Source organism: Brevibacillus sp. NRRL NRS-603, assembly GCF_003013445.1.
GTDB lineage: Bacteria > Bacillota > Bacilli > Brevibacillales > Brevibacillaceae > Brevibacillus > Brevibacillus formosus.
In genome coordinates this window covers 105,083-124,158 of the sequence record NZ_PXZN01000006.1, presented here as the reverse complement: position 1 = coordinate 124,158, position 19,076 = coordinate 105,083, and the positions used below count along the sequence as shown (strand labels likewise).

Sequence of the window (19,076 nt, the reverse complement as noted above, 5' to 3'; positions counted from 1 at the left end):
AAACGTCAAGTCGAAGACATGACAAATGTCATGGTTGAACAAGCGACTGGAAAATTTAAGGTACATAAACGAAGTAGACGTCCCATATTATGCCAAGAAAAGACCCCATCCATTCTTCCGGATGAGGTCTTTTGCTTTGACACCGTATTCTTTTTACTTCACATCGAGGCGCTTCATGATATCTTCGAGCAGCAAATTCGCTGCCTTGATGCCGCCTGCTTTGTTCCAGACCGTTTCGTCTACTTGGTAAACTTGATTGGTTTTCGCCACATTCAGAGATTTGAAGACTGGGCTCTCCATCCATTTTTTTGCATTGTTCGCAATGTCTTTAGATTCTTTCGTTGGCTCCGTTACCCAGTAGAACAGGATGTCCCCGTCCATCGCAGACATACCTTCTTCGCCGATCATTTCTGCAAAATTGTTTACGTCCTGGGAAGCTGGACGTGCGAGTCCCAGCTGATCGAGCAGCACACCGCTAAAGGTATCTTTTTGATAGATTTGTACGCCTTTTTTGGAGAATTTCGCTACGGATACTTTAGTAGAAGCTTTAGGACCCAGCTTTGCTTTCGCAGCAGCTACGCGGTCGTCGAATTCTTTCAGGACTTGCTCGCCTTCCGCCTTCTTGTTCAGTGCTTCTGCATAGAGCGTGAAGTTGCTTTTCCATCTACCGGACAGCTCTTCAGAGAATACGGTTGGAGCGATTTTGGACAGTTGATCGTAAATCTTTTCATGACGCACTTTATTTCCGATGATCAAATCAGGGCTCAGGCTTACAATCGCTTCGAGATTCGGCTGGTCTTCGAAGCCCAACACTTCTACGCCTGTCATCTCGTCTTTGATGTGAGGATACCAAGGATCTTCATCCCAGGACTGTACAGCAGCGATTGGCTTGACGCCAAGTGCTAGCAAGGCTTCCGTACCTTCATTTGTTAAAATAACCACGCGTTCTGGTGTTCCTTTAATCGGAGTGGTACCCATTGCGTGTTTTACTTCTCGTACTTCATTGGAATTTGCTGGTGCTGGTGTTGGAGTAGCCTCAGTCGTCGTTCCCGATGCAGCTGGCGCTTGTTGAGCTTGGTTGGCATTGCCTCCGCAGCCGGCAAGGACAACCAGAAAGCACAGCGCGAAGAAGCTGGTCATGATGTGGCGCATGGTACGTAAACTGGTCTTACTTTTCATATCGAGAATGCCCCCACTTCTGCTTATCAACTTATTGATAACAATTATCAATTGATAGTATATAGAGACTCCTCTTACTTTTCTATGGACGTGATTGTCTAATTGTCATGGACCAAATTACCCTTGTGCGCATTGGAGAAAATACGCTGTACTCCTTTGAATCGTATGCTCTCTGCCAAACGGTCCCCATGGGTCCCATTCGTGATTGGCGGGATGGTACACTTTGTTTTCCCGCACCGCACGCATATCTCTCCAAAGCGGGTTGTTCCACAGTGCTGCTACATGCTCCCGTTCACTCCAAAACACGATGATTCTCTCCGGGTTCAATTCGATCAGATCGTTGAGCGCATTTGGTTTATAGGCCGCATGGGTCACATTCGGGTCAGGCGAAAATCCAAGCTTGTGATAAAACAAGTCAGCGAGGGCGTGCCCCTCTACACCATACAGACGCACCTCATCAGCAAGGACGCGAATCATCGTCCATTCACCCGTGCGTGTAACCGGTAACAGTGCGTCTCTTGCTTGTTTTTCCAATTTGTCAATGTGCTTGATGATTTTCTCTGCCAGACTCTCTTTCTTGAAGAGCGTCGCCAATCTGGTTTGGTAGTCAATCCAGTTCGGATAGCCGTCAAAGAAGACCGTTCCTTTTATTTTCTCCCAGTCTCCTGCCTCCCGATTGTGAAAAAAATTCATCCTGACGATCACATCTGGCGACAAAGTCAAAATCTCTTTCGGATCGATCAACTGCTCTGCATTTAGTGCTTTTGTCCCGCGCAGCTTTTGCTGCAAATAAGAAGGAAAGCCCGTCCTCGTTTCAAAGTAGTTCGGGAAGGAGGGGGCAGCTATCGGCTGAATTCCCATCGCAAGAAAATGATCCTGCAAAAACAGCTTGCTGACGACGACTACCCGCTGGTCACTTTGCTTCATATAAATTTGCGGCGACAATCCTTCTCGTTTTTTGAAGAGTCTACTAAAATACAGCTCATCGGTATAACCTACGTTACGAGCTACATCCTTCACACTTCCTCCAGAATGAGCAAGCAGCTCCTTGGCATGCTCCATCCGCAGCCCAGTCAAATACTCCCCAGGCGTCATTCCCGTTGCACGTTTGAAAGCACGGCAATAAGAGCTGGGGGTCAGCCCCGCCAGCTTCGGCAAGCTTCCCAATTCGAGTGACTCGCGGTAGTGTTTTTGCATGTAGGCAATGGTCTCCTCAATAGCTCCAATCCCCTTTTCCTCTTTCTTTTTCTGTTCATCATGAACAATACCAAGCAGCTCGTAGAGAAGCGCTTGGCTCCGCAAAAAAGAAGAGTAGTCCCGCTTCCGTGTCAAATGCGAAAGCTCCTCCAATATCCTCAGAAATGAGGCGGGAGTAGAGACAGCCAAAACCTTGACTTCTTTCCTCGCGGGAGCGCTCTCTTGCTGATCGTGTCTCGCTTCCGCGTAATGCAGCCTGTATATGTGCAACGGTCCTGATTGGCACCGCAATTCTTCTAGCTTCGTCGTCGGACGCAACAACAAGAGCTTTCCGGCGTCGAGCACCTGCTTTTGACCATCAACCGCCATCGCTGCACTTCCTTCTGCCACATAGCAAAGGACATGGGTGTTTACCTCCACCTGACGCAGGTGAAAATTTTTCAATCGCTGTTTGCGAAAGGCGGTTATCAAAAAGCCAGGATAATCCTGATAAATCGTCAACAGACTCACATCCTTCTATCACCGGAAAATAACAAGAAAAAGTAGACAAGCTGATTGCAAGAATCAGCCTGTTCTACTTTTATCATGTTGGAGATCTTTTTATTTGGCAAGTAATACTTGCCTACGTCTATTGTGAGGAACGATTTGAACGGAACATCAGCAAGAACAGATAGGGAGCCCCTAGCAACGCCACCACTACTCCTGCCGGAATATCTTTCGGGATCATGACGGTCCTTCCCAGCAAATCAGAAGCAGCCAGCAATACGGCTCCAAGCATGGCTGAGACGACAACTGCACGGCGATGATGAGGTCCAACCAGCATACGTGCTGCATGCGGAGCGAGAAGACCGATAAATCCTACGGCTCCGACACTGGCAACTGCCGCTGAAGCGAGCAACACCGCAATGACTGCCACAGACAACCTCGTCATCCGGACCTTTAATCCCAATCCAGTCGAGCTCTCGTCGTTAAATGACAAGAGGTCCACCCGACGTCCTAACCACCACGCGATTGGTGCCAAGACGAGGATCGCAGGCAACAGGCGGCCTACTTCCATCCATCCCCGCCCGTATGTACTTCCTGCCAGCCAAGTGAGTGCAGGCGCTGCCAAGATCATGGAATGTACGATCAAGATATTGATAAAGGCGGCACCTGCGGCAGAAACCGCAATTCCTACTAGCGTCAAGATGATTGGATTGAGTCCCCTTCTCCAAGAGACCGCATACACAATCGCAGCAGAGATGATTCCCCCTGCAACGGCCCCAAGCGGCATCCAAGCCGAGAGTTGAGGAAACACGAGGAGCACGATAATCGCCCCTACACCTGCACCGCTCGTGACACCGACAATCTGCGGATCAGCCAGCGGATTTCGTACTGCACTCTGCATGAGACTTCCGCTGATCGCGAGTGCCACACCTGCCAACATCGCTGTCAACAGTCGCGGCATCCGAAGCTCAAACACCAATTGACTGTACATCTCGTTTCCTTGTCCCATGAAAATAGCGATGATCTCCGTCCACGGCAGGTACAAGTTTCCGCTAGACAAGCTGATCATCCAAACGACCACGAGCAGCACAGCAAGCGTGCACACAATCAACGGATACGAAACTTTGCGTTGTGCTCCACCGACACTCATCGAGCTTCCAGTACCAGCACTCATACTGCGCGAGACACGCAAAGCCAGCCAGATCAACCATGGTCCCCCAATAGCAGCCGTGATGGCTCCTGCCGGAAGTTCACCATAATGATTGATAAACATGCGTGCAATCGTGTCAGAAGCCACAAGCAGGGCAGCCCCCCAGATGGCACATAGCGGCAACAGCCATCTATGCTGGGTGATACCTGACAATCGCACCAGATGCGGAGCCACGAGTCCGATGAAACCGATTGGCCCGACCACACTGACACTGACGCACGTAACCAAAATCGCAATAAACATGGTGAACAGCCGTGTTTTTGCTACCTTTTGCCCCAAGGATTTCGCCGTTTCTTCATGAAGGCTAAGTACATCAAGCTGCCTAGCCATGAAAAAGCTGACCAAAATCCCAGCTACAATCCAAAGCCAACTGAATTCTACACCCGACCAGTCATTTTGCTTCAAGGAGCCCGAGCCCCAGAGGAAAATGCCATTTGTCGTTTCTTCGTTAAACAAGATGATGGCACTCGTCAAGGAGGAATACACCAAGGTGACAATCATCCCGGACAAAGCCACACGCACAGGCGTACCTTTTTGCCCGCCAGACATGAAGTATACGGTAACAGCTGCGAGTATTCCGCCTGCCATCGCAAATGGAAGCGGATGGTCATGCAGGAATGATGGCCAAAAAACCATCCCGAACACCACGAAGAAATAGGCACCTGCATTTACGCCCAGTGTCGTTTCTGACGCGAGCGGGTTTCGTGTCACTGTCTGCATCAAAGCTCCGGCAATAGCCAATGCTGCACCAGACAAAAGCCCCATGACCGTCCTCGGAAGCCTCACACCTTGAATCATATGGTGATCGGAAATGTCTTGCGGAGCAATGATGGCCTGCACAACAGAACGCAGAGAAATGTCTGCCATTCCCTGTGTCAAACTGACAAATGTAAGAACCAACAGAGCGACCAGTCCACTCCCTAACATCAAGAACAATCTCCAGCCCCCTCTTTGTGAGGAGATGGCTGGAGTGATGTCAGATCGTGTAAACATTTTATTTTTGGCTAAACTCATTATTTTGCCAACAGATCAACAGCTTTATTCGCGAGAATCTTTGCAGACATGGTACCACCATACGGCCACAAATCTCCGCCCAGAGCATAGACGCGATTTTCCTTCACAAAAGTAAGACCGTTCCAAACAGGGTTGTTCTTCAATTGATTCTCAATCACATTGTCATCATTTTGAATGATATGGAGGAAATTCGCATCCTGCAACGCTGGAAGTGCCTCTACATCTGCCAGTGTCATTCCTGTTTGCTCAAATTTCTTAGGCTTATACTTATTTGTCAGACCAATGTTAATCAAGATGCTTGCTGCTGTAGAGTTATCCGTAGACAAACGGAATTCTACTGCATTTTGACTGCTGTAACCCATCGCGAGGACGAATGGAACTTTATCTGCACCAGCTTTGGTCAGCTTTTCTTTTGCTTCCGCATAAGTCTTGTCGAGGTCTTTCAAAGCGACTTCGGCTTCGGCATTTTTACCCGTAATATCTGCAATTTGCTTGAAGATCTCAATCATTCGATCATACTGCGATCCCTGACCTTCAGCCGGATTCGTATCAAAAGCAATCGTTGGGGCAATTTTGCTCATTTCGTCGTAATTCGCTTCTACATTTCGTTTAATACCGATAATCAAATCCGGCTTCAACATCATGATCGATTCCAGGTTTGGGGAAGTACGACTCCCTACATCCACTACTTCTGGAGCAATCTCCACAGGGAGCTTCACCCATTTTTTCATATTAGGGATATCTGCAATCCCTACAGGCTGAATACCAAGAGCCAACAAATGCTCTGCTGAGCTCCATTCCAATGCAACGATACGCTTAGGAGTGCCTTTGATAGTCGACTCTCCCATCAAGTGCTTCACTGTACGCACTTGCTCTTCAGCCGGCTTCGCTGCGTCAGGCTGAGCTGTAGCAGCTTGGTTGGAACCAGATTGTGCAGTTGACCCTGCATTTCCGCAAGCAGCGAGTAACAGCATCGCAGACAAAAATACAAGCATCACTGGTAATTTCATAAGACGCATGAAAAAATTCCCCCTTACTTTTCTAGGTGTTACATCAAATGATAAAGGATGTTGCATAATGGACATGATTTCCAATCAACCACTGATTATGATAATGATTATCATTATCCTTGTCAACAGCGGGATGTGTTTATTATTTTTTGATTACCAGCTGAACCTGGCTGCGCAGAAGATGTTCAGAGAAACTAAAATTTTTGACTCGCAGGATCATTTTTCGCTAACGGGCAGTTTTGCTTAATCTCTAAAGTCCCAATAGTGGAACAAACATTTTGGGACTTTCCGAAGAAATCACTTTAGGGTGACTTATTGTAGGCTAAAACCCAGAAGGTACTTGTTCTATACCGAAGAATAGTAATTATTATTCCCACAAAAATAATGATGAAGGAGAGGATCGGATGGAAAAGTTGATCGAGGAGTACAGCCAAGACTATGCGCTGCTGCGAGAAGCCGTCGAAGGATTGTCTGAGGAAATGCTGCGTTTCCAACCTGCACCGGACAAATGGAGCATCCATCAGATTGTGATCCATGTGACCGATAGCGAAGTCCTGTCGACACATCGGCTGAGAAAAGTCTTGGCGGAGGAAGAACCGCTTCTACTATCATTTGATCAGGAAGCCTGGGTGGATAACCTAGGATATGAACGGTTGGACTGCGAGCAGCATCTGCTCCTGTTCCAAATGCTGCGGGCCAGCATGCTGCCGCTTCTGGCAAATCTGACTCCCGAGCAGCTTGAGCGCGTCGGACAATATCCCGATGGAGCGCGGTTCACGTTCAAAGAGCTGCTGGAATTTCGCGTCCGGCATGTCCGTGACCACCTCGCACAGATTGAGCGGGTAAGGCAGGCATATCGGGAGGATAGGGTATAACACTGCAGCAGTCTAAGACTTTATTCTCAAAGAACAGTAGAAGCGCATTTACAGTCCAAGCGCCTTTGGAGCCTAACCCAGCTCGGGAATAAGTGGCATTCGCGTTTTCTGGTTTGAAGCGCTCACGCCATTTTTCCGAAGCGGGCAGTCAATCCCCCCTTTTCTGGACGTAGGCCGAAGCGTAGACTGGAAATACGCTTCTTCCCCACAACAGCTCCGTTATAAAAGACAAAAAAATCCCCCTCAAATGAGGAGGATTGATTCCTTACGCTTCTTTCGGCAACACAATTCCACGATAAAGCTGAACCGTGATGTAATAGTATATCGCATAGATCACAACGAAAATCAGTGTTGGAATCCAGATGTTCAGATACGGATCCAACAGGATAAACGAGAACATCTCCATACCGATCAATACGTGCATCAGACCGATAATCGCCGGGAAAATGAATACCATGAACAGCTCTTTATAGATCGAACCTACGAGCAACGATTGACGTACGCCGATTTTTCTCAGCATACTGTAACGATCTTTGTCACGGGAAGCACCGGACAAAATTTTGAACATCAGGCAGCTTGCCATCATCGCCAGGAAAGCAATTCCGAGGAAGAAGCCCATGAACATCGTTCCGCTTGTGAAAATATACATCCCCGCATACGTGCTGTATTTCGAAGAAGTGTATACGTCTTTCGCTTCCACATTTACGATAGACCCAATCATTTGCTTTTGCCGTTCATCCATTGCTTTTAATTCCTGCGTGTATTTCAAATAGTCGTCAACCTGGGCAAGGAGAACCTTGTGTTCACTTCCAGCGGTTTTCTCATACGTCGCCTGATCCACAACCAGAACAGATTTACCCTCAATCATCTGGTAATTGATAAAATTGGTAGATATCGCTTTGTCCCAATCCTCAGGAACAGCATCGTATTTACCGTTGTCTTCTTTTGACGCACTAATGATATACGTCTCTTTTGGAAGCGGATCTGCCACAAGTTTTGGCTTGTTGTCAGCAGAGTAATTTTGAGTGCTGTTTGTGGAAATCAGCAGCGGATTTGCCAGCAAGTCTTCCTTCAAGTAGTAATACGCCTTGTCATCGACTTTGTATCGATACGTATTTTGCTCCAGGACGTTCATTTTTTTCAGTGCCTCATAATCCGCTTCAACCGGATCATGCAGATTCACGTCATACACATGGAATACCGAGGTAAACAAATTGACGTTTTGCTGGAAAGCCAAGCCCCCTGCCATCGCTCCGACACCAAGCCCAATTAGCATGGCTACTGTACCAAGGATTTTGGTCAGGTTGTTCACTCGAAAGCGCAGCTGAGCAAAGGTGAATGCGTTCAACTTGCTATCATTCAGCTTTTTATTTTTCTTCAAAGCCTGTACAAGAACTGGCAACAGCGAGATGAAAATCAAGTACGTCCCGATTGTGCATGAAATCGCGCCTACGATAAAGCCGAGTGCTTGCAGGTACATAATCAAGTGCAAGCACGTATAGCCCAGAGCCAACAGAATCACGCCAAGGATGGCTACCAAAACGGCTCCGATTCCTTTTGACTTGATTTGGTCATTTTGCTGCTCGGCACGGATGAGAGCGAGCTCAGTAGCACGAGCCAAACGAGTCGCATTGATCGTAGATGTGATGATAAACAGGATGAGGAAGAATCCCCATGTCATCCAAACCGCTGGCAGATAAAAAGGATAGTACCCATCTGTCGAAATCTCCAGCAGATTCATGAGCAAGACACCGATGCCGCTTGCAAGAGCAATACCAACCAGACTCCCAATTACAAGGGAGATGATCCCCATCGTCAATGTTTCCAAGAACAAAATCTGGCTGATTTTCCCCTTCTTCGCCCCTAAGACCATGTACATTCCAAGCTCTTTGCGCCGCAGCGAGAGTAGGAATGAGTTGGCATAGAAAATATAGAAGATCGTGATAAACGCCAGCAGGAATGCCCCTACATTGAAGACGATCTGAATCGAAGAAATCATTGCGTTGCTTTTCGTGTAATCAGAATTGAGAGCAAGCGTCTGGAACATGTAAAAAATCGAAATCGAGATGACCAGACCCACGAGCAGAACTAGATAGTCCTTCATCATCTTCCGCATACTGGACAAGGATAGCTTTAAAAGCATGAAACGTTACCTCCTAGCGTACATCATGTGATGCACCTAGCTCGGCCAGTACATCCAGAATTTGTTTGAAAAATTGCTGACGATCCCCCGTGCGATGAATCTCGGTATACAGCTTGCCGTCTTGAATGAACAAGATACGTTTGCAATAACTCGCAGAAAAAGCATCATGCGTAACCATCATGATTGATACTTGGTGGTTCTCGTTCAAATCTGTCATCGTTTCCAGCAAGCTTTTCGCATTCTTCGAGTCGAGGGCGCCCGTCGGTTCGTCCGCCAGCAAAATCGCAGGATCATGCACAAGTGCGCGTGCTGCTGCGGCCCGTTGTTTTTGTCCCCCGGAAATTTGAACCGGATATTTTTGCAAAATCTCTTCGATCCCGAGTGTTTGTGCTACCCTACTTACTTTGGTGCTGATCTCTTTGGAAGGGACACCTTGCAGAGACAGCGGCAAAGCAATGTTTTCATACACGGACAAATTCTCTAGCAGGTTGAAATCTTGAAAAATGAATCCGAGCTTTTGCGAGCGAAAATCTGCGAGCTGGTTATTCTTCATCTGTGTAATGTTTGTTCCCGCAATTTCAATAAAGCCTTCCGTTGGACGATCTAATGTAGAAATCACGTTGAGCAAAGTCGTCTTCCCCGAACCGGATGGCCCCATGATTCCCACGAACTCACCTTTGTCTATGGTCAGCGATACGCCTTTTAAGGCATGCGACTGGCTTTCACCTTTTGTCCCATATATTTTTTGAACGTCTTTCACTTCCAGTACAGCAGTACTCATTTACGTTCCTCCATTCTATCTATTGGTTAGCGCTCGTTGTTTTCGTCGCTATTAACTGTAACCAAATTCCAGAACAGGAGCTATTGATGTTCCTTACAGTTTTCTTTACATTTTGTAAGGTTTATTACGTGAGACGAAAAAAGCCATCCGGCGAGGGATGACTTTTCTTGTGATCTATTTTTTGCTCTTGTTCTCTTCGTGTCTTTTGATCAGCATGTCTACGAACATATCAATTTGTGCTGTGATCGCGATTGGGTCATAGCGATAGAATGTATCGTAGTCATTATAGAAAATCTGATTGTTTTTCGCAGCAGGTGTAGCATTCCAGACTGCGGACTCCTGTAAGGTTTTCAAGGCTTCGCTATTTTTTTCCGGGTTGTAGAAGGTCACGAACATATAATCCGCAGCGTATTCTGGCAAGGTTTCCATGGACAGCTGTACGGTTTGCTCTTTGGATTTGTCTGCATGCGGCATTTTCAGCTTCAATGCATTGTACACGGTTTGACCACCGCGCCCTGCGTTATCGCCGAAGATCCACAAATCTCCTTTGTTCGTCAGCTCGTAGAGACCGACAGTCGCATTCTCATCCACAATGCCTTTCAGCTTTTCGCGACCCCAGGCAGCCTTCTTATCAAAGTCTGCAATGAACTTGTCTGCCTTTTCTTTATCGCCAACCACTTCTCCGAACAGTTTGACCGTCTCGTAAATGTTTGTCGCCGTACCGTACGGGAGATATACGGTTGGAGCGATTTTGGACAAGGCTTCATAGTTGTCATCATACATGACGACGATGAGGTCAGGAGCCAGCTCTAACGTTTTCTCCACATTGATCCGCGGGCTTCCTACGTCCTGCGCATTTTTTAATTGCTCAACGGTAAACGGGCTTTTGAAAGCTTCTGTCTCTGCCCCGATTACATTTCCGCCTACTGCAATCAACTCGCCTGCGTAATAATCCGTCACAATTCGTTGTGGCTTGTCAGGAATTTGAATGGTCCCTTTGGGTGTTTCGATGCTGCGCATTTTGTTCCCGGTAGGGGCTTCTGTTGACTTGTCAGCTGGCTTGGAAGCAGAATCCGTTGTGGGTGCTTGCGTTGCTGTATTTGTTCCACCGCATGCCGTCAAAAAAAGCGAGAATACAAAAATAACAGCAAGGACAGCATTTACTGTTTTGTTCGTTAGCATGATGAGCCTCCCTTATGTACGTTTGTAAGATAGATGTAAGTAAGACATTAATCGATATTGATTATCATTATCGACAAAACTATAACAAAGAGTATTTTTACTGTCAATCGCCCGAGCTTTGCGAAAAAAAGCAAAAAAAAATCCCTTTCTGAGAAAGGGATTAGTTGCCGGAGCTGTTTTGTTTGATCATGTCGTCCAGCTTTACAAAGGTGTAGCCTTGGCTTTTCAGTCTTTCCAGTACAATCGGGAGTGCCTCAATCGTGTGGATGTCATCGAGCATATGCAGCAAAATGACACTGCCATTTTTCGTCTTGCTCATGACGCCATTTACAATATCCTGGGCACTGTTTTTCTTGTCCCAATCCAATGTGGTGACATCATACAACGCAATGACTTTGTATCCCGTAGCTGCAATTACTTTGGCTGTGTGCTCGTCTACTACACCAGTCGGCGGACGGAACAGCATGACAGGCTGCTGTTGGATCGCTTCGGTAATGACCTGGTGTGCTTTGACCACGTCCTTCTGCAATTCTTCCATTGTCAGCGTCGTAATGACCGGATGGCTATAAGAATGGTTTGCTACATCATGACCACTCTCCACCATCGCTCTCGCCAAATTCGGATTGTTCTCCACCCCTTTTCCCCGCAAGAAGAACGTCGCTTTTACATCATACTCTGCCAGAATCTCTAATATTTTCGTTACGGTTTTGTCGCTTCCCCAGTCGTCAAAGGTTAGCGCGATCTGCTTTTTATTTGTATCGACCTGAGAGATGATCTCGTACTCGGCATTTTCGAATTGCGGATTCAGTTTTGCTGCGTCAAAGCCTGGTATTTGTTCCAGCGGCTTGCGTTCACCGCCGTTTTTCACCATCTCACTGAGCGGGACAAATTGATAGCCGATATCCGCTGCTGCCTTGGCGATCAACGGAATAGCTGGGATCACCTCATGATTGATGTCTGTATTGAGTGAGATAATGCTGCCTCTGGATATGTAGCGAGTGATGTAATCTCCAATGGTTTTGGCGTCTTTTTGCAAATCACGATCCTTCGGGTTGATGTTGTAGCTGACGACCGCTTCCATCCCGAGATGGGCAGCTGCCAAACGAACGTCATCTGTCACATCGCCAGATTTGGTTCTCACATAGCGAGGTGAAATACCCGTCTCGCGCTTGATGACCTCATTACTCAACTGAATCTCCCGATAAATTTGCTCGTAGCTGAGCTTGCTCATATCCAGTTGATTCAATGTGTTGTTCTGGATTTCATGACCGCGGGCCAAAATGTCCTTGGCGATGTTTGGCTCCTCAGCAACACGCATGCCAGGGAGAAAAAAGGTTGCTTTGATCTTATGAGCATCTAGCTGCTCCAAAAGACTTTTCATCATTTTATCGTCGCCCATGCCGTTAAACGTCAGAGCTAGTTCCTTTCGCCCCGTGTATACATAAGATAGCGCCTTGCTTTTTTCACCTGTGTATCGGGTGATTTTCTGTTTCTTCTCTATCTTTGGGCTCTCAGTGAATTCTTCTTTGCTCGCAAACATCGAGCATCCGGAAACGAGCACGACTGTCATGAGCAGTGCGATTCCTTTGAACAGTTTGGTCAATATAATCATTTATGGCTCCTTATCCTATCATTGCTTTGATGTCGGGATTATGCAAAGTTCGAGGCATTGATTTTTAACTCTCAACTGCCATAGCTAAAATTATACTCTGTTTAGCAATTTTGGTAGAGCAGATATTCCTACCATTTAATAACAAAAAGAGGCGGAGCTGCTCCGCCTCTTTTTCTTCCCTATCTGATTACTTCTGAATACTCACCTTGCCGCCATCCGCAAGCAGCGTCTGTCCTTTTACAACGACGATATCTCCATTCGCTAGGCCAGACACCACTTCAATCAACTCGCTTGTCGAGTTGCCCGTCGATACTTCCACTTGCTTGGCTGTTTCCCCTTCCAGCTTGAACACGTATTGTCTGCCTTCACGATCAAATACGGCCTTGCGAGGAATGACCAGTGAATTCGCTCCTGCTGAACCTTGCGGGAAGGTAACATTTACGACCATATCGGACTTCAATTCATTAGAAGCATTCGGGATTGTGATTTCTACCGGATAGGCTTTGAGCTGTGAATCCATGACAGGACTAATCGCCGTTACATTTGCATCAATCGTTTTGCCTGTAGACTGCACGTTTACTTTGACGACCGTTCCTACTTTTACTTTTGTCACATCTGCTTCAGACAAATTCGCTTTGACCACAAGTGGATTCGTTTTGACGACGGTCACAATGGATTGCTGGCCTGCCATCTGCCCTACTGCTCCGGTCACGCTCGCGACAAATCCGTCGATTGGGGAGACAACCCTTGCATTTGCCAATTGCTCACGAGCATTTTGCAGTCTGACCTCGGACTCCGTTACGCTCGCCGCCGATACTTGCACACCCGTTTTTTGTTTCGCGCTTTGCAGCTTCTGCTTTGCATTGTCATAGGAAATCTGGGCTTTTGTGAGCGTTGTATTTGCCTCTTCCATTTTCTCAGCAGCAATCGCCCCCTGAGAAAACAGCTGCTGATTACGTTGTTGGTTCAGTTTTGCGTCAGCAAGCGCTCGTTCTGCTTCCGTCAGATCATTTTGGGCTTCCACCAAACTTTGGTTAGAGGTGCTGCCTGCTTGGGTCAAGTTCGCTTTTGCTACACGGAGAGCTGCTTCTTGCTCTCTTACACTGTTAGACAACTCATTCGTATCGAGTGTAAACAATAATTGTCCTTTTGTTACGGCCTGACCCAGCTTGACTGGGAGAGATGCAATTTTCCCGCTAGTTTTTGGCGACATTTGGACTTCCTCACTCGGTGCCAATTTTGCTGTCAGTCCAGACTCGGATGTGACCACACCTTGTGCCACTGTTGCAACCTGTACAGGGGTAACCGTTTCTGCTGGTGGGGCAGCAGTCGTCGCTGTATCCTCCTGGCTTGCGCAACCAGTGATCAAGGTGAGGGAAAGCAGCGCCACAATCGCGATTCTTTTATTTATGATCATGAATGGTTCCTCCTCTTTTCTCATGCATTTGTCGATTCCAAAGTGATAAGGACTTTCTTTTCCTGCTTTTGCTTACGCTTGTTGCGTCTCTTTTGTCCCATCTCGTCAAACCATACGGTAACCACAGGTACGAGTATCAGCGTGATCATGGTGGAGAAGATCAGACCATACATGACGGTCGTAGCCATTGGCGCTTGCAGTTCTAAACCAGACCCAGCAGCAACGGAGAGTGGAGCAATGGCCATGATCGTCGTGAGGGTTGTCATCAAAATCGGGCGCAGACGAGCAGGCCCCGCATGTAAAATCGCTTCATGTAATTCCCAACCCTTTGCACGCAACTGATTGATCAAATCGATTAACACAATCGCATTGTTCACGACCAGACCGATCAGCAAAATGTACCCGATCAAAACAGATACGGTAATAGGTGTTCCTGTAAATAAAAGCCCCAATATGACCCCAGTAAGGCTCGGAGGAACCGAGAACATGATAATAAATGGACTGAAAAGTGATTCAAACTGAGCAGCCATAACCATGTACACAAGCACGACGGACAAGATAATCGCGAGACCCAGATTCACAAAGGAATTTCCCATATCCTCGCTCTGCCCGCCCATTTCGATGGTGTATCCGTCCGGAACATTCAGCTTATTGATGATATTCGTAACCTCCGCCGCGGCCGCTTGCAGGTTATCCCCAATCAAATCGCTTGTGACCGTCACTTCGCGCGTCATGTTTTTGCGCTCAATCGATGGTGGTACGTCGACTTTGCTAATGGTCGCCACGGAGGTGAGGCTGATTTGAGCACCCGTTGGCGTGGAAATGCGCAGGTTCTTCAAGTAATTAATATCTTCCTTATAGTCTTTTGGCAGCTTAAGATTGATATCAATTTCATCTTCGCCCGTACGATACTGGGTAACCGTTTGACCTTGGAAAGAAGTTCGCACAGCAGAAAGGATTTCATTTGTTGTCAATCCGTACAAGCTCGCCTTCTCTGTATGGACCTTCACATCGAACTCCTGACTCATTTCCTGAACACTGGTGGATACGTTCATTGTTCCCGGTACCTTGGCTATTTCTCCCTTCACAATCTCACTCAGTTCCGTTAAGACGTCCAGATCATCTCCGCGAATTTCAATCGAGATGGCTGCTCCGCCCCCCATACCACCGGAAAGGGATTTCACCTTGATATCTGCTCCTGCTATATGCTTGACTTGCTCTTGCAGGCTCACAGCAATTTCCTCTGTCGATCGCTGTCTCGTAGAAATCTCCCCTACATGCAGTTCGATTGTTGCGTTATGAGAAGTAGATGCACCGCTCTCTGAAATACCGTCGCCACCCCCGACCGAGGACTTGACCAATTTCTTTTCTGGCACTTGATTGACCACTTCTTCTACTTGCTTCATTACTTTTTCTGTTTCCGTCAAGACAGTACCCTTCGGCAGCTTGATCTCTACCTGGATTAATCCTTGGTCCATATCTGGGAAAAACCCTGCTCCGAGGGTGGGAACTAGCATCAATGAGCCAATCAACATGGCAAAAGCAGAGCCAATCACCGTTTTTCGATGACCCAATGCCCATTTGAGTACTCTTTGATAACCCTTCTCCACTTTATGGAATCCGATATTAAACCAGATTAGGGGATTGAAGCCGCGATAGTTTTCGTGATTTGTATGCTCCGGTACAGTTTTTAACATGCGAGCACTCATCATCGGAACCAGCAAGAAAGTGAAAACGAGTGCAGCGATGTGTGAGAAAACGACCGTCAATGCTAATGGTGCGAAAAGCTCAGCAACAATACCCTCTGTCAGCGCAATCGGTAAGAATACGCAAATTTGTGCCAATGCGGATGCCATCACCGCGGTTCCTACTTCTTTGGAACCGACCAATGCGGCTTCCATCATCCCCTTGCCTTGTTCCCGCTGACGGAAAATGTTTTCCAGCATAACAACCGCGAAGTCCACTAATGATCCCAATCCGAGCGTGAGACCAGCCAGGGAAATCAGGTTGATTGTTTGACCTGTCATATACATCAAGAGGAAGGTCGATATGATCGATACAGGCAGGACAATAACCGCAATAAGCATAGACGACAGACTGCCCAAGAAGAAGAACAGCATGAGTACGCCAATAGCACCACCTGCAAGAGCATGTACTACCGTGTTGTCAACGGAACTCTGGATATATGTAGAGGTATCGAAAACGATACTTGTTTCTACATTTGCTGGGAGCGTGCTATTAATCTTCTCCAGCTCAGCCCTTACGTCTTTTGCGATTTTGATTGTATTGCCGCCGGTGCCTTTCATCACAGCAATTCCCAAGCTCGGCTTTCCATCAATGTAGCTCAGCTCGGTCACTTCTTTGACCGTGTCTGTTACGTTGGCAATATCACTCAATCGGATGAAGCTCCCACCGACAGAGATTGGAGTGAGTGCTATGGTATCCACATTGGTGAATTCTCCTTGCACGCGAATACTGGTCTTTGCGTCCCCTTCCCGTATCGCACCAGCTGATCCGGATACATTGCTGTTTTCTAGTGCTGCCTTTATTTGATCCAATGTCAATCCATAGGCGGCCAGTTTGGCTGGGTCCACGATGATATCGACAATTCGCTCTTGCCCGCCAGTGACAGTGACAGAAGCAACACCGTTAATTCGTTCCAAGCGGGCCTTAATTACATCATCCGCGATTTTTTTCAGTTTGTTGACATCTTGATCGCCAGTTACAGCCAGATCAATTATTGGCTGGCTTGTCGGATCAAATTTCAACACCCTTGGTGAACCAACTGATTCAGGCAAGCTCCCTCGGACAAAATCTACTTTATCTCGCATATTCAGCGTGGCTTGATCCATGTCTGTTCCCCACTTGAAATGGAGGATGACCGAGGAGGAGCCGTTAACAGAGGTTGATGTGATCTTGTCTAAATTCGGAACCGTGCCTAGTGCATTTTCGATCGGTTTGGTAACGAGCTTTTCTACCTCAGCTGGAGCCGCCCCCTCAACAGAGGTAACAACTACGGCGACCGGAGAAGTCAACGAAGGCATCAATTCAATAGCCAAGCGCGGAAAGGTAACCAAACCAAAAATGAAGATGGCCACGGATATCATAATCATGGTGACCGGACGTTTAATAGACAGTTCGGATATATTCAAAATTTTCTCACCTCTTTGCGGATAGAAAGTTCCATTGGATCAACTCAGTATTTCCTTTTCTAAAATAAGCTCGCGTAAAGAATGGAGGGTTGCTGGCGTACAACCAATCCCCTCTTGCAGATTCATATTCGCAGGTACACGTTCCGTCAATGCTGCCCATACAATTCTCCGATCCGAATTATCACGAAATCTGCGCACCAAGTTCATCTGTTCCAGCCTACTGATTAAGCCTGAGGTCGTACTATAGGAAAGATCAATCGCCTTGCTGATTTCTCCCATTGTTTTCGGGCTGATCGCGATTTGTTCCAGAATGAGGACTTGTTGCCAGGTGATATCACTTGAATCCAATGCTTGCAAGGAAAGTGTGGAAAATACGGTGCTCGTTTCACGTAGAATCTTCGCTAACTGAAACAGTTCGTTCATAAAAGCCTCCTACCCATTCTCTATTTTTCGGACTATCGTTCGGGGCGTTCCCCTCCACAGATCACATTGTACTTATACGCTTCGTCCCCGAAGTCTATCGGATAGTCAAATTGTGGAATTCGATTTTATCTATCCAGAGATAGAAGACCGTACACCCGGAGATAGACGACAGCGCATGCTAAAATGAAACTATAATGGGTACGTATTCCAAGAAAGGAGGTTGTCTTCTTGAACGCTTCAACGGCATCATTACGCCCCCGTTTCCTGCTCATTTGTTTTTTTGTATTGATCTCATTTTTTCTCATTCCAACTGCTTACTTGCATGAATCAACCATTCCATTTATCATCTCTCTGCTCATCATCCTCTGCTTCCTGCTGATGTTTCTCAGACCCAAAAAAAACTGGAAGCCTTATCAAAAAGACATCGCCGTTATCATTATTGGTACCGTGTCATTTATAAAGGTTCTTTATGTAGGGGAAGAGATCGGCCTATCCTTGCCATTGGTAGCTTTTATCGGATTTCACATTCTTGAACGCCGAGGATTGTACTATGCGATTTTTTTTGGCACATGCTCCTTTTCTTACATGTACTTTTATAAAGACTTTATGTTTGAGGAGGTAATAGGCTATGTCGTCGCCTATATCGGATGGTATATCGGCGCACGAGGATTATCTCTTCAGAATCAAGCAAAGGAATCGAGTCAGCAGCATCTGAAACAATTGCAAGAGGCGCATGTTGAACTCCAGGAAGCTCATTCTGAGCTTCAAGAAGCCTCTGTGAATACACTTCGTGCCGCTGTCCTCGAGGAGAGGACCAGAATCGCCCGCGATGTTCACGACGCCTTGGGACACAGTCTTACATCGCTAATCGTTCAATTGAATGCTTTGAAATACATGCTGCAAGGCGGACCGAGTGACGCACAGGAGGTTGTCCGAGACATGCTTACCGTATCCAAGCAAAGCCTCGATGATATCCGCTCGTCTGTACATACATTGGCTGCAGACAAATCCTCTCTGGGGATCACACCGCTGCGTATACTCTTATCACGAGCTCAACAGCATACCGACATCAAAATGCACCTGATCAGTCCCAATCCGGACATTCCTCTCTCTCAGCAGATGACCATTACGCTTTACCGGATTCTTCAAGAGGCTATTACCAATTCCATACGACATTCTGATGCAACAGAGATTTTCATCACAATTGAAAAAAAGCAAAACTACCTATTCCTGACAATTTGGGACAATGGGAATATGACAAATCATCATCAAATCAAGCTGGGCTCTGGTTTAACAGGTATCGCAGAACAAACCAAGCAATTAAACGGAGACCTGTCCTATTCCATTCGAGAGCCCCACGGCTTTCAGATTGACATCAGCTTTCCGCTTTGATAA

General features: G+C 46.9%; 13 protein-coding genes. 2 read left to right on the top strand and 11 right to left on the bottom strand.

What is annotated here, in order from left to right; genetic code table 11:
* Positions 1-153 precede the first annotated feature (153 nt).
* The 4 genes from C7R94_RS02585 to C7R94_RS02570 all read right to left on the bottom strand — a co-directional run bounded on the left by C7R94_RS02585 (position 154) and on the right by C7R94_RS02570 (position 6,105).
* On the bottom strand, positions 154-1,179 hold the full coding sequence (locus tag C7R94_RS02585; protein ID WP_106778352.1) for an ABC transporter substrate-binding protein: 1,026 nt from the start codon (positions 1,177-1,179) through the stop codon (positions 154-156).
* Between the two features lie 117 nt (positions 1,180-1,296).
* On the bottom strand, positions 1,297-2,886 hold the full coding sequence (locus tag C7R94_RS02580; protein WP_233220457.1) for a helix-turn-helix domain-containing protein: 1,590 nt from the start codon (positions 2,884-2,886) through the stop codon (positions 1,297-1,299).
* A gap of 118 nt (positions 2,887-3,004) precedes the next feature.
* Positions 3,005-5,065 carry a Fe(3+)-hydroxamate ABC transporter permease FhuB gene (fhuB, locus tag C7R94_RS02575; RefSeq protein WP_106778384.1) on the bottom strand — a complete coding sequence of 687 codons (2,061 nt, stop codon included), beginning with the start codon at positions 5,063-5,065 and terminating at the stop codon, positions 3,005-3,007.
* A 20-nt stretch (positions 5,066-5,085) separates the two neighbouring features.
* Positions 5,086-6,105: an ABC transporter substrate-binding protein gene (locus tag C7R94_RS02570; protein ID WP_106778350.1), complete on the bottom strand. Its 1,020-nt coding sequence runs from the start codon at positions 6,103-6,105 to the stop codon at positions 5,086-5,088.
* Positions 6,106-6,500: 395 nt separating this feature from the next.
* Here C7R94_RS02570 and C7R94_RS02560 point away from each other — a divergent pair, with 395 nt between their 5' ends.
* On the top strand, positions 6,501-6,971 hold the full coding sequence (locus C7R94_RS02560) for a DinB family protein (RefSeq protein WP_106778348.1): 471 nt from the start codon (positions 6,501-6,503) through the stop codon (positions 6,969-6,971).
* Between the two features lie 265 nt (positions 6,972-7,236).
* Here the strand turns inward: C7R94_RS02560 and C7R94_RS02555 are convergent, their stop codons facing one another.
* From C7R94_RS02555 to C7R94_RS02525, 7 genes are all read right to left on the bottom strand, one after another.
* A complete protein-coding gene (locus C7R94_RS02555) occupies positions 7,237-9,114 on the bottom strand; it encodes an FtsX-like permease family protein (protein ID WP_106778347.1) in 1,878 nt (625 codons plus the stop codon).
* Positions 9,115-9,127: 13 nt separating this feature from the next.
* The gene (locus tag C7R94_RS02550) at positions 9,128-9,895 is read right to left on the bottom strand and encodes an ABC transporter ATP-binding protein (RefSeq protein ID WP_106778346.1); all 768 of its coding nucleotides are present in this window, start codon (positions 9,893-9,895) and stop codon (positions 9,128-9,130) included.
* Positions 9,896-10,069: 174 nt separating this feature from the next.
* Positions 10,070-11,077 carry an ABC transporter substrate-binding protein gene (locus tag C7R94_RS02545; protein ID WP_106778345.1) on the bottom strand — a complete coding sequence of 336 codons (1,008 nt, stop codon included), beginning with the start codon at positions 11,075-11,077 and terminating at the stop codon, positions 10,070-10,072.
* Positions 11,078-11,237: 160 nt separating this feature from the next.
* Positions 11,238-12,689: a polysaccharide deacetylase family protein gene (locus tag C7R94_RS02540; protein WP_106778344.1), complete on the bottom strand. Its 1,452-nt coding sequence runs from the start codon at positions 12,687-12,689 to the stop codon at positions 11,238-11,240.
* A gap of 187 nt (positions 12,690-12,876) precedes the next feature.
* A complete protein-coding gene (locus C7R94_RS02535; protein WP_106778343.1) occupies positions 12,877-14,106 on the bottom strand; it encodes an efflux RND transporter periplasmic adaptor subunit in 1,230 nt (409 codons plus the stop codon).
* Positions 14,107-14,126: 20 nt separating this feature from the next.
* Positions 14,127-17,258 carry an efflux RND transporter permease subunit gene (locus C7R94_RS02530; RefSeq protein WP_106778342.1) on the bottom strand — a complete coding sequence of 1,044 codons (3,132 nt, stop codon included), beginning with the start codon at positions 17,256-17,258 and terminating at the stop codon, positions 14,127-14,129.
* Positions 17,259-17,297: 39 nt separating this feature from the next.
* On the bottom strand, positions 17,298-17,681 hold the full coding sequence (locus C7R94_RS02525; RefSeq protein WP_106778341.1) for a MarR family transcriptional regulator: 384 nt from the start codon (positions 17,679-17,681) through the stop codon (positions 17,298-17,300).
* 228 nt (positions 17,682-17,909) lie between these two features.
* On the opposite strand from C7R94_RS02525, the gene C7R94_RS02520 reads away from it, so the two are divergent.
* Positions 17,910-19,073, top strand: a complete 1,164-nt coding sequence (locus C7R94_RS02520) for a sensor histidine kinase (protein WP_106778340.1) — start codon at positions 17,910-17,912, stop codon at positions 19,071-19,073.
* Positions 19,074-19,076 lie beyond the last annotated feature (3 nt).

Coding starts and splice junctions, on each gene's coding strand:
- C7R94_RS02585 (WP_106778352.1), bottom strand. CDS start 1,179: ATGAAAAGTAAGACCAGTTTACGTACCATGCGCCACATCATGACCAGC.
- fhuB (WP_106778384.1), bottom strand. CDS start 5,065: ATGTTTACACGATCTGACATCACTCCAGCCATCTCCTCACAAAGAGGG.
- C7R94_RS02570 (WP_106778350.1), bottom strand. CDS start 6,105: ATGCGTCTTATGAAATTACCAGTGATGCTTGTATTTTTGTCTGCGATG.
- C7R94_RS02560 (WP_106778348.1), top strand. CDS start 6,501: ATGGAAAAGTTGATCGAGGAGTACAGCCAAGACTATGCGCTGCTGCGA.
- C7R94_RS02555 (WP_106778347.1), bottom strand. CDS start 9,114: ATGCTTTTAAAGCTATCCTTGTCCAGTATGCGGAAGATGATGAAGGAC.
- C7R94_RS02550 (WP_106778346.1), bottom strand. CDS start 9,895: ATGAGTACTGCTGTACTGGAAGTGAAAGACGTTCAAAAAATATATGGG.
- C7R94_RS02545 (WP_106778345.1), bottom strand. CDS start 11,077: ATGCTAACGAACAAAACAGTAAATGCTGTCCTTGCTGTTATTTTTGTA.
- C7R94_RS02540 (WP_106778344.1), bottom strand. CDS start 12,689: ATGATTATATTGACCAAACTGTTCAAAGGAATCGCACTGCTCATGACA.
- C7R94_RS02535 (WP_106778343.1), bottom strand. CDS start 14,106: ATGATCATAAATAAAAGAATCGCGATTGTGGCGCTGCTTTCCCTCACC.
- C7R94_RS02525 (WP_106778341.1), bottom strand. CDS start 17,681: ATGAACGAACTGTTTCAGTTAGCGAAGATTCTACGTGAAACGAGCACC.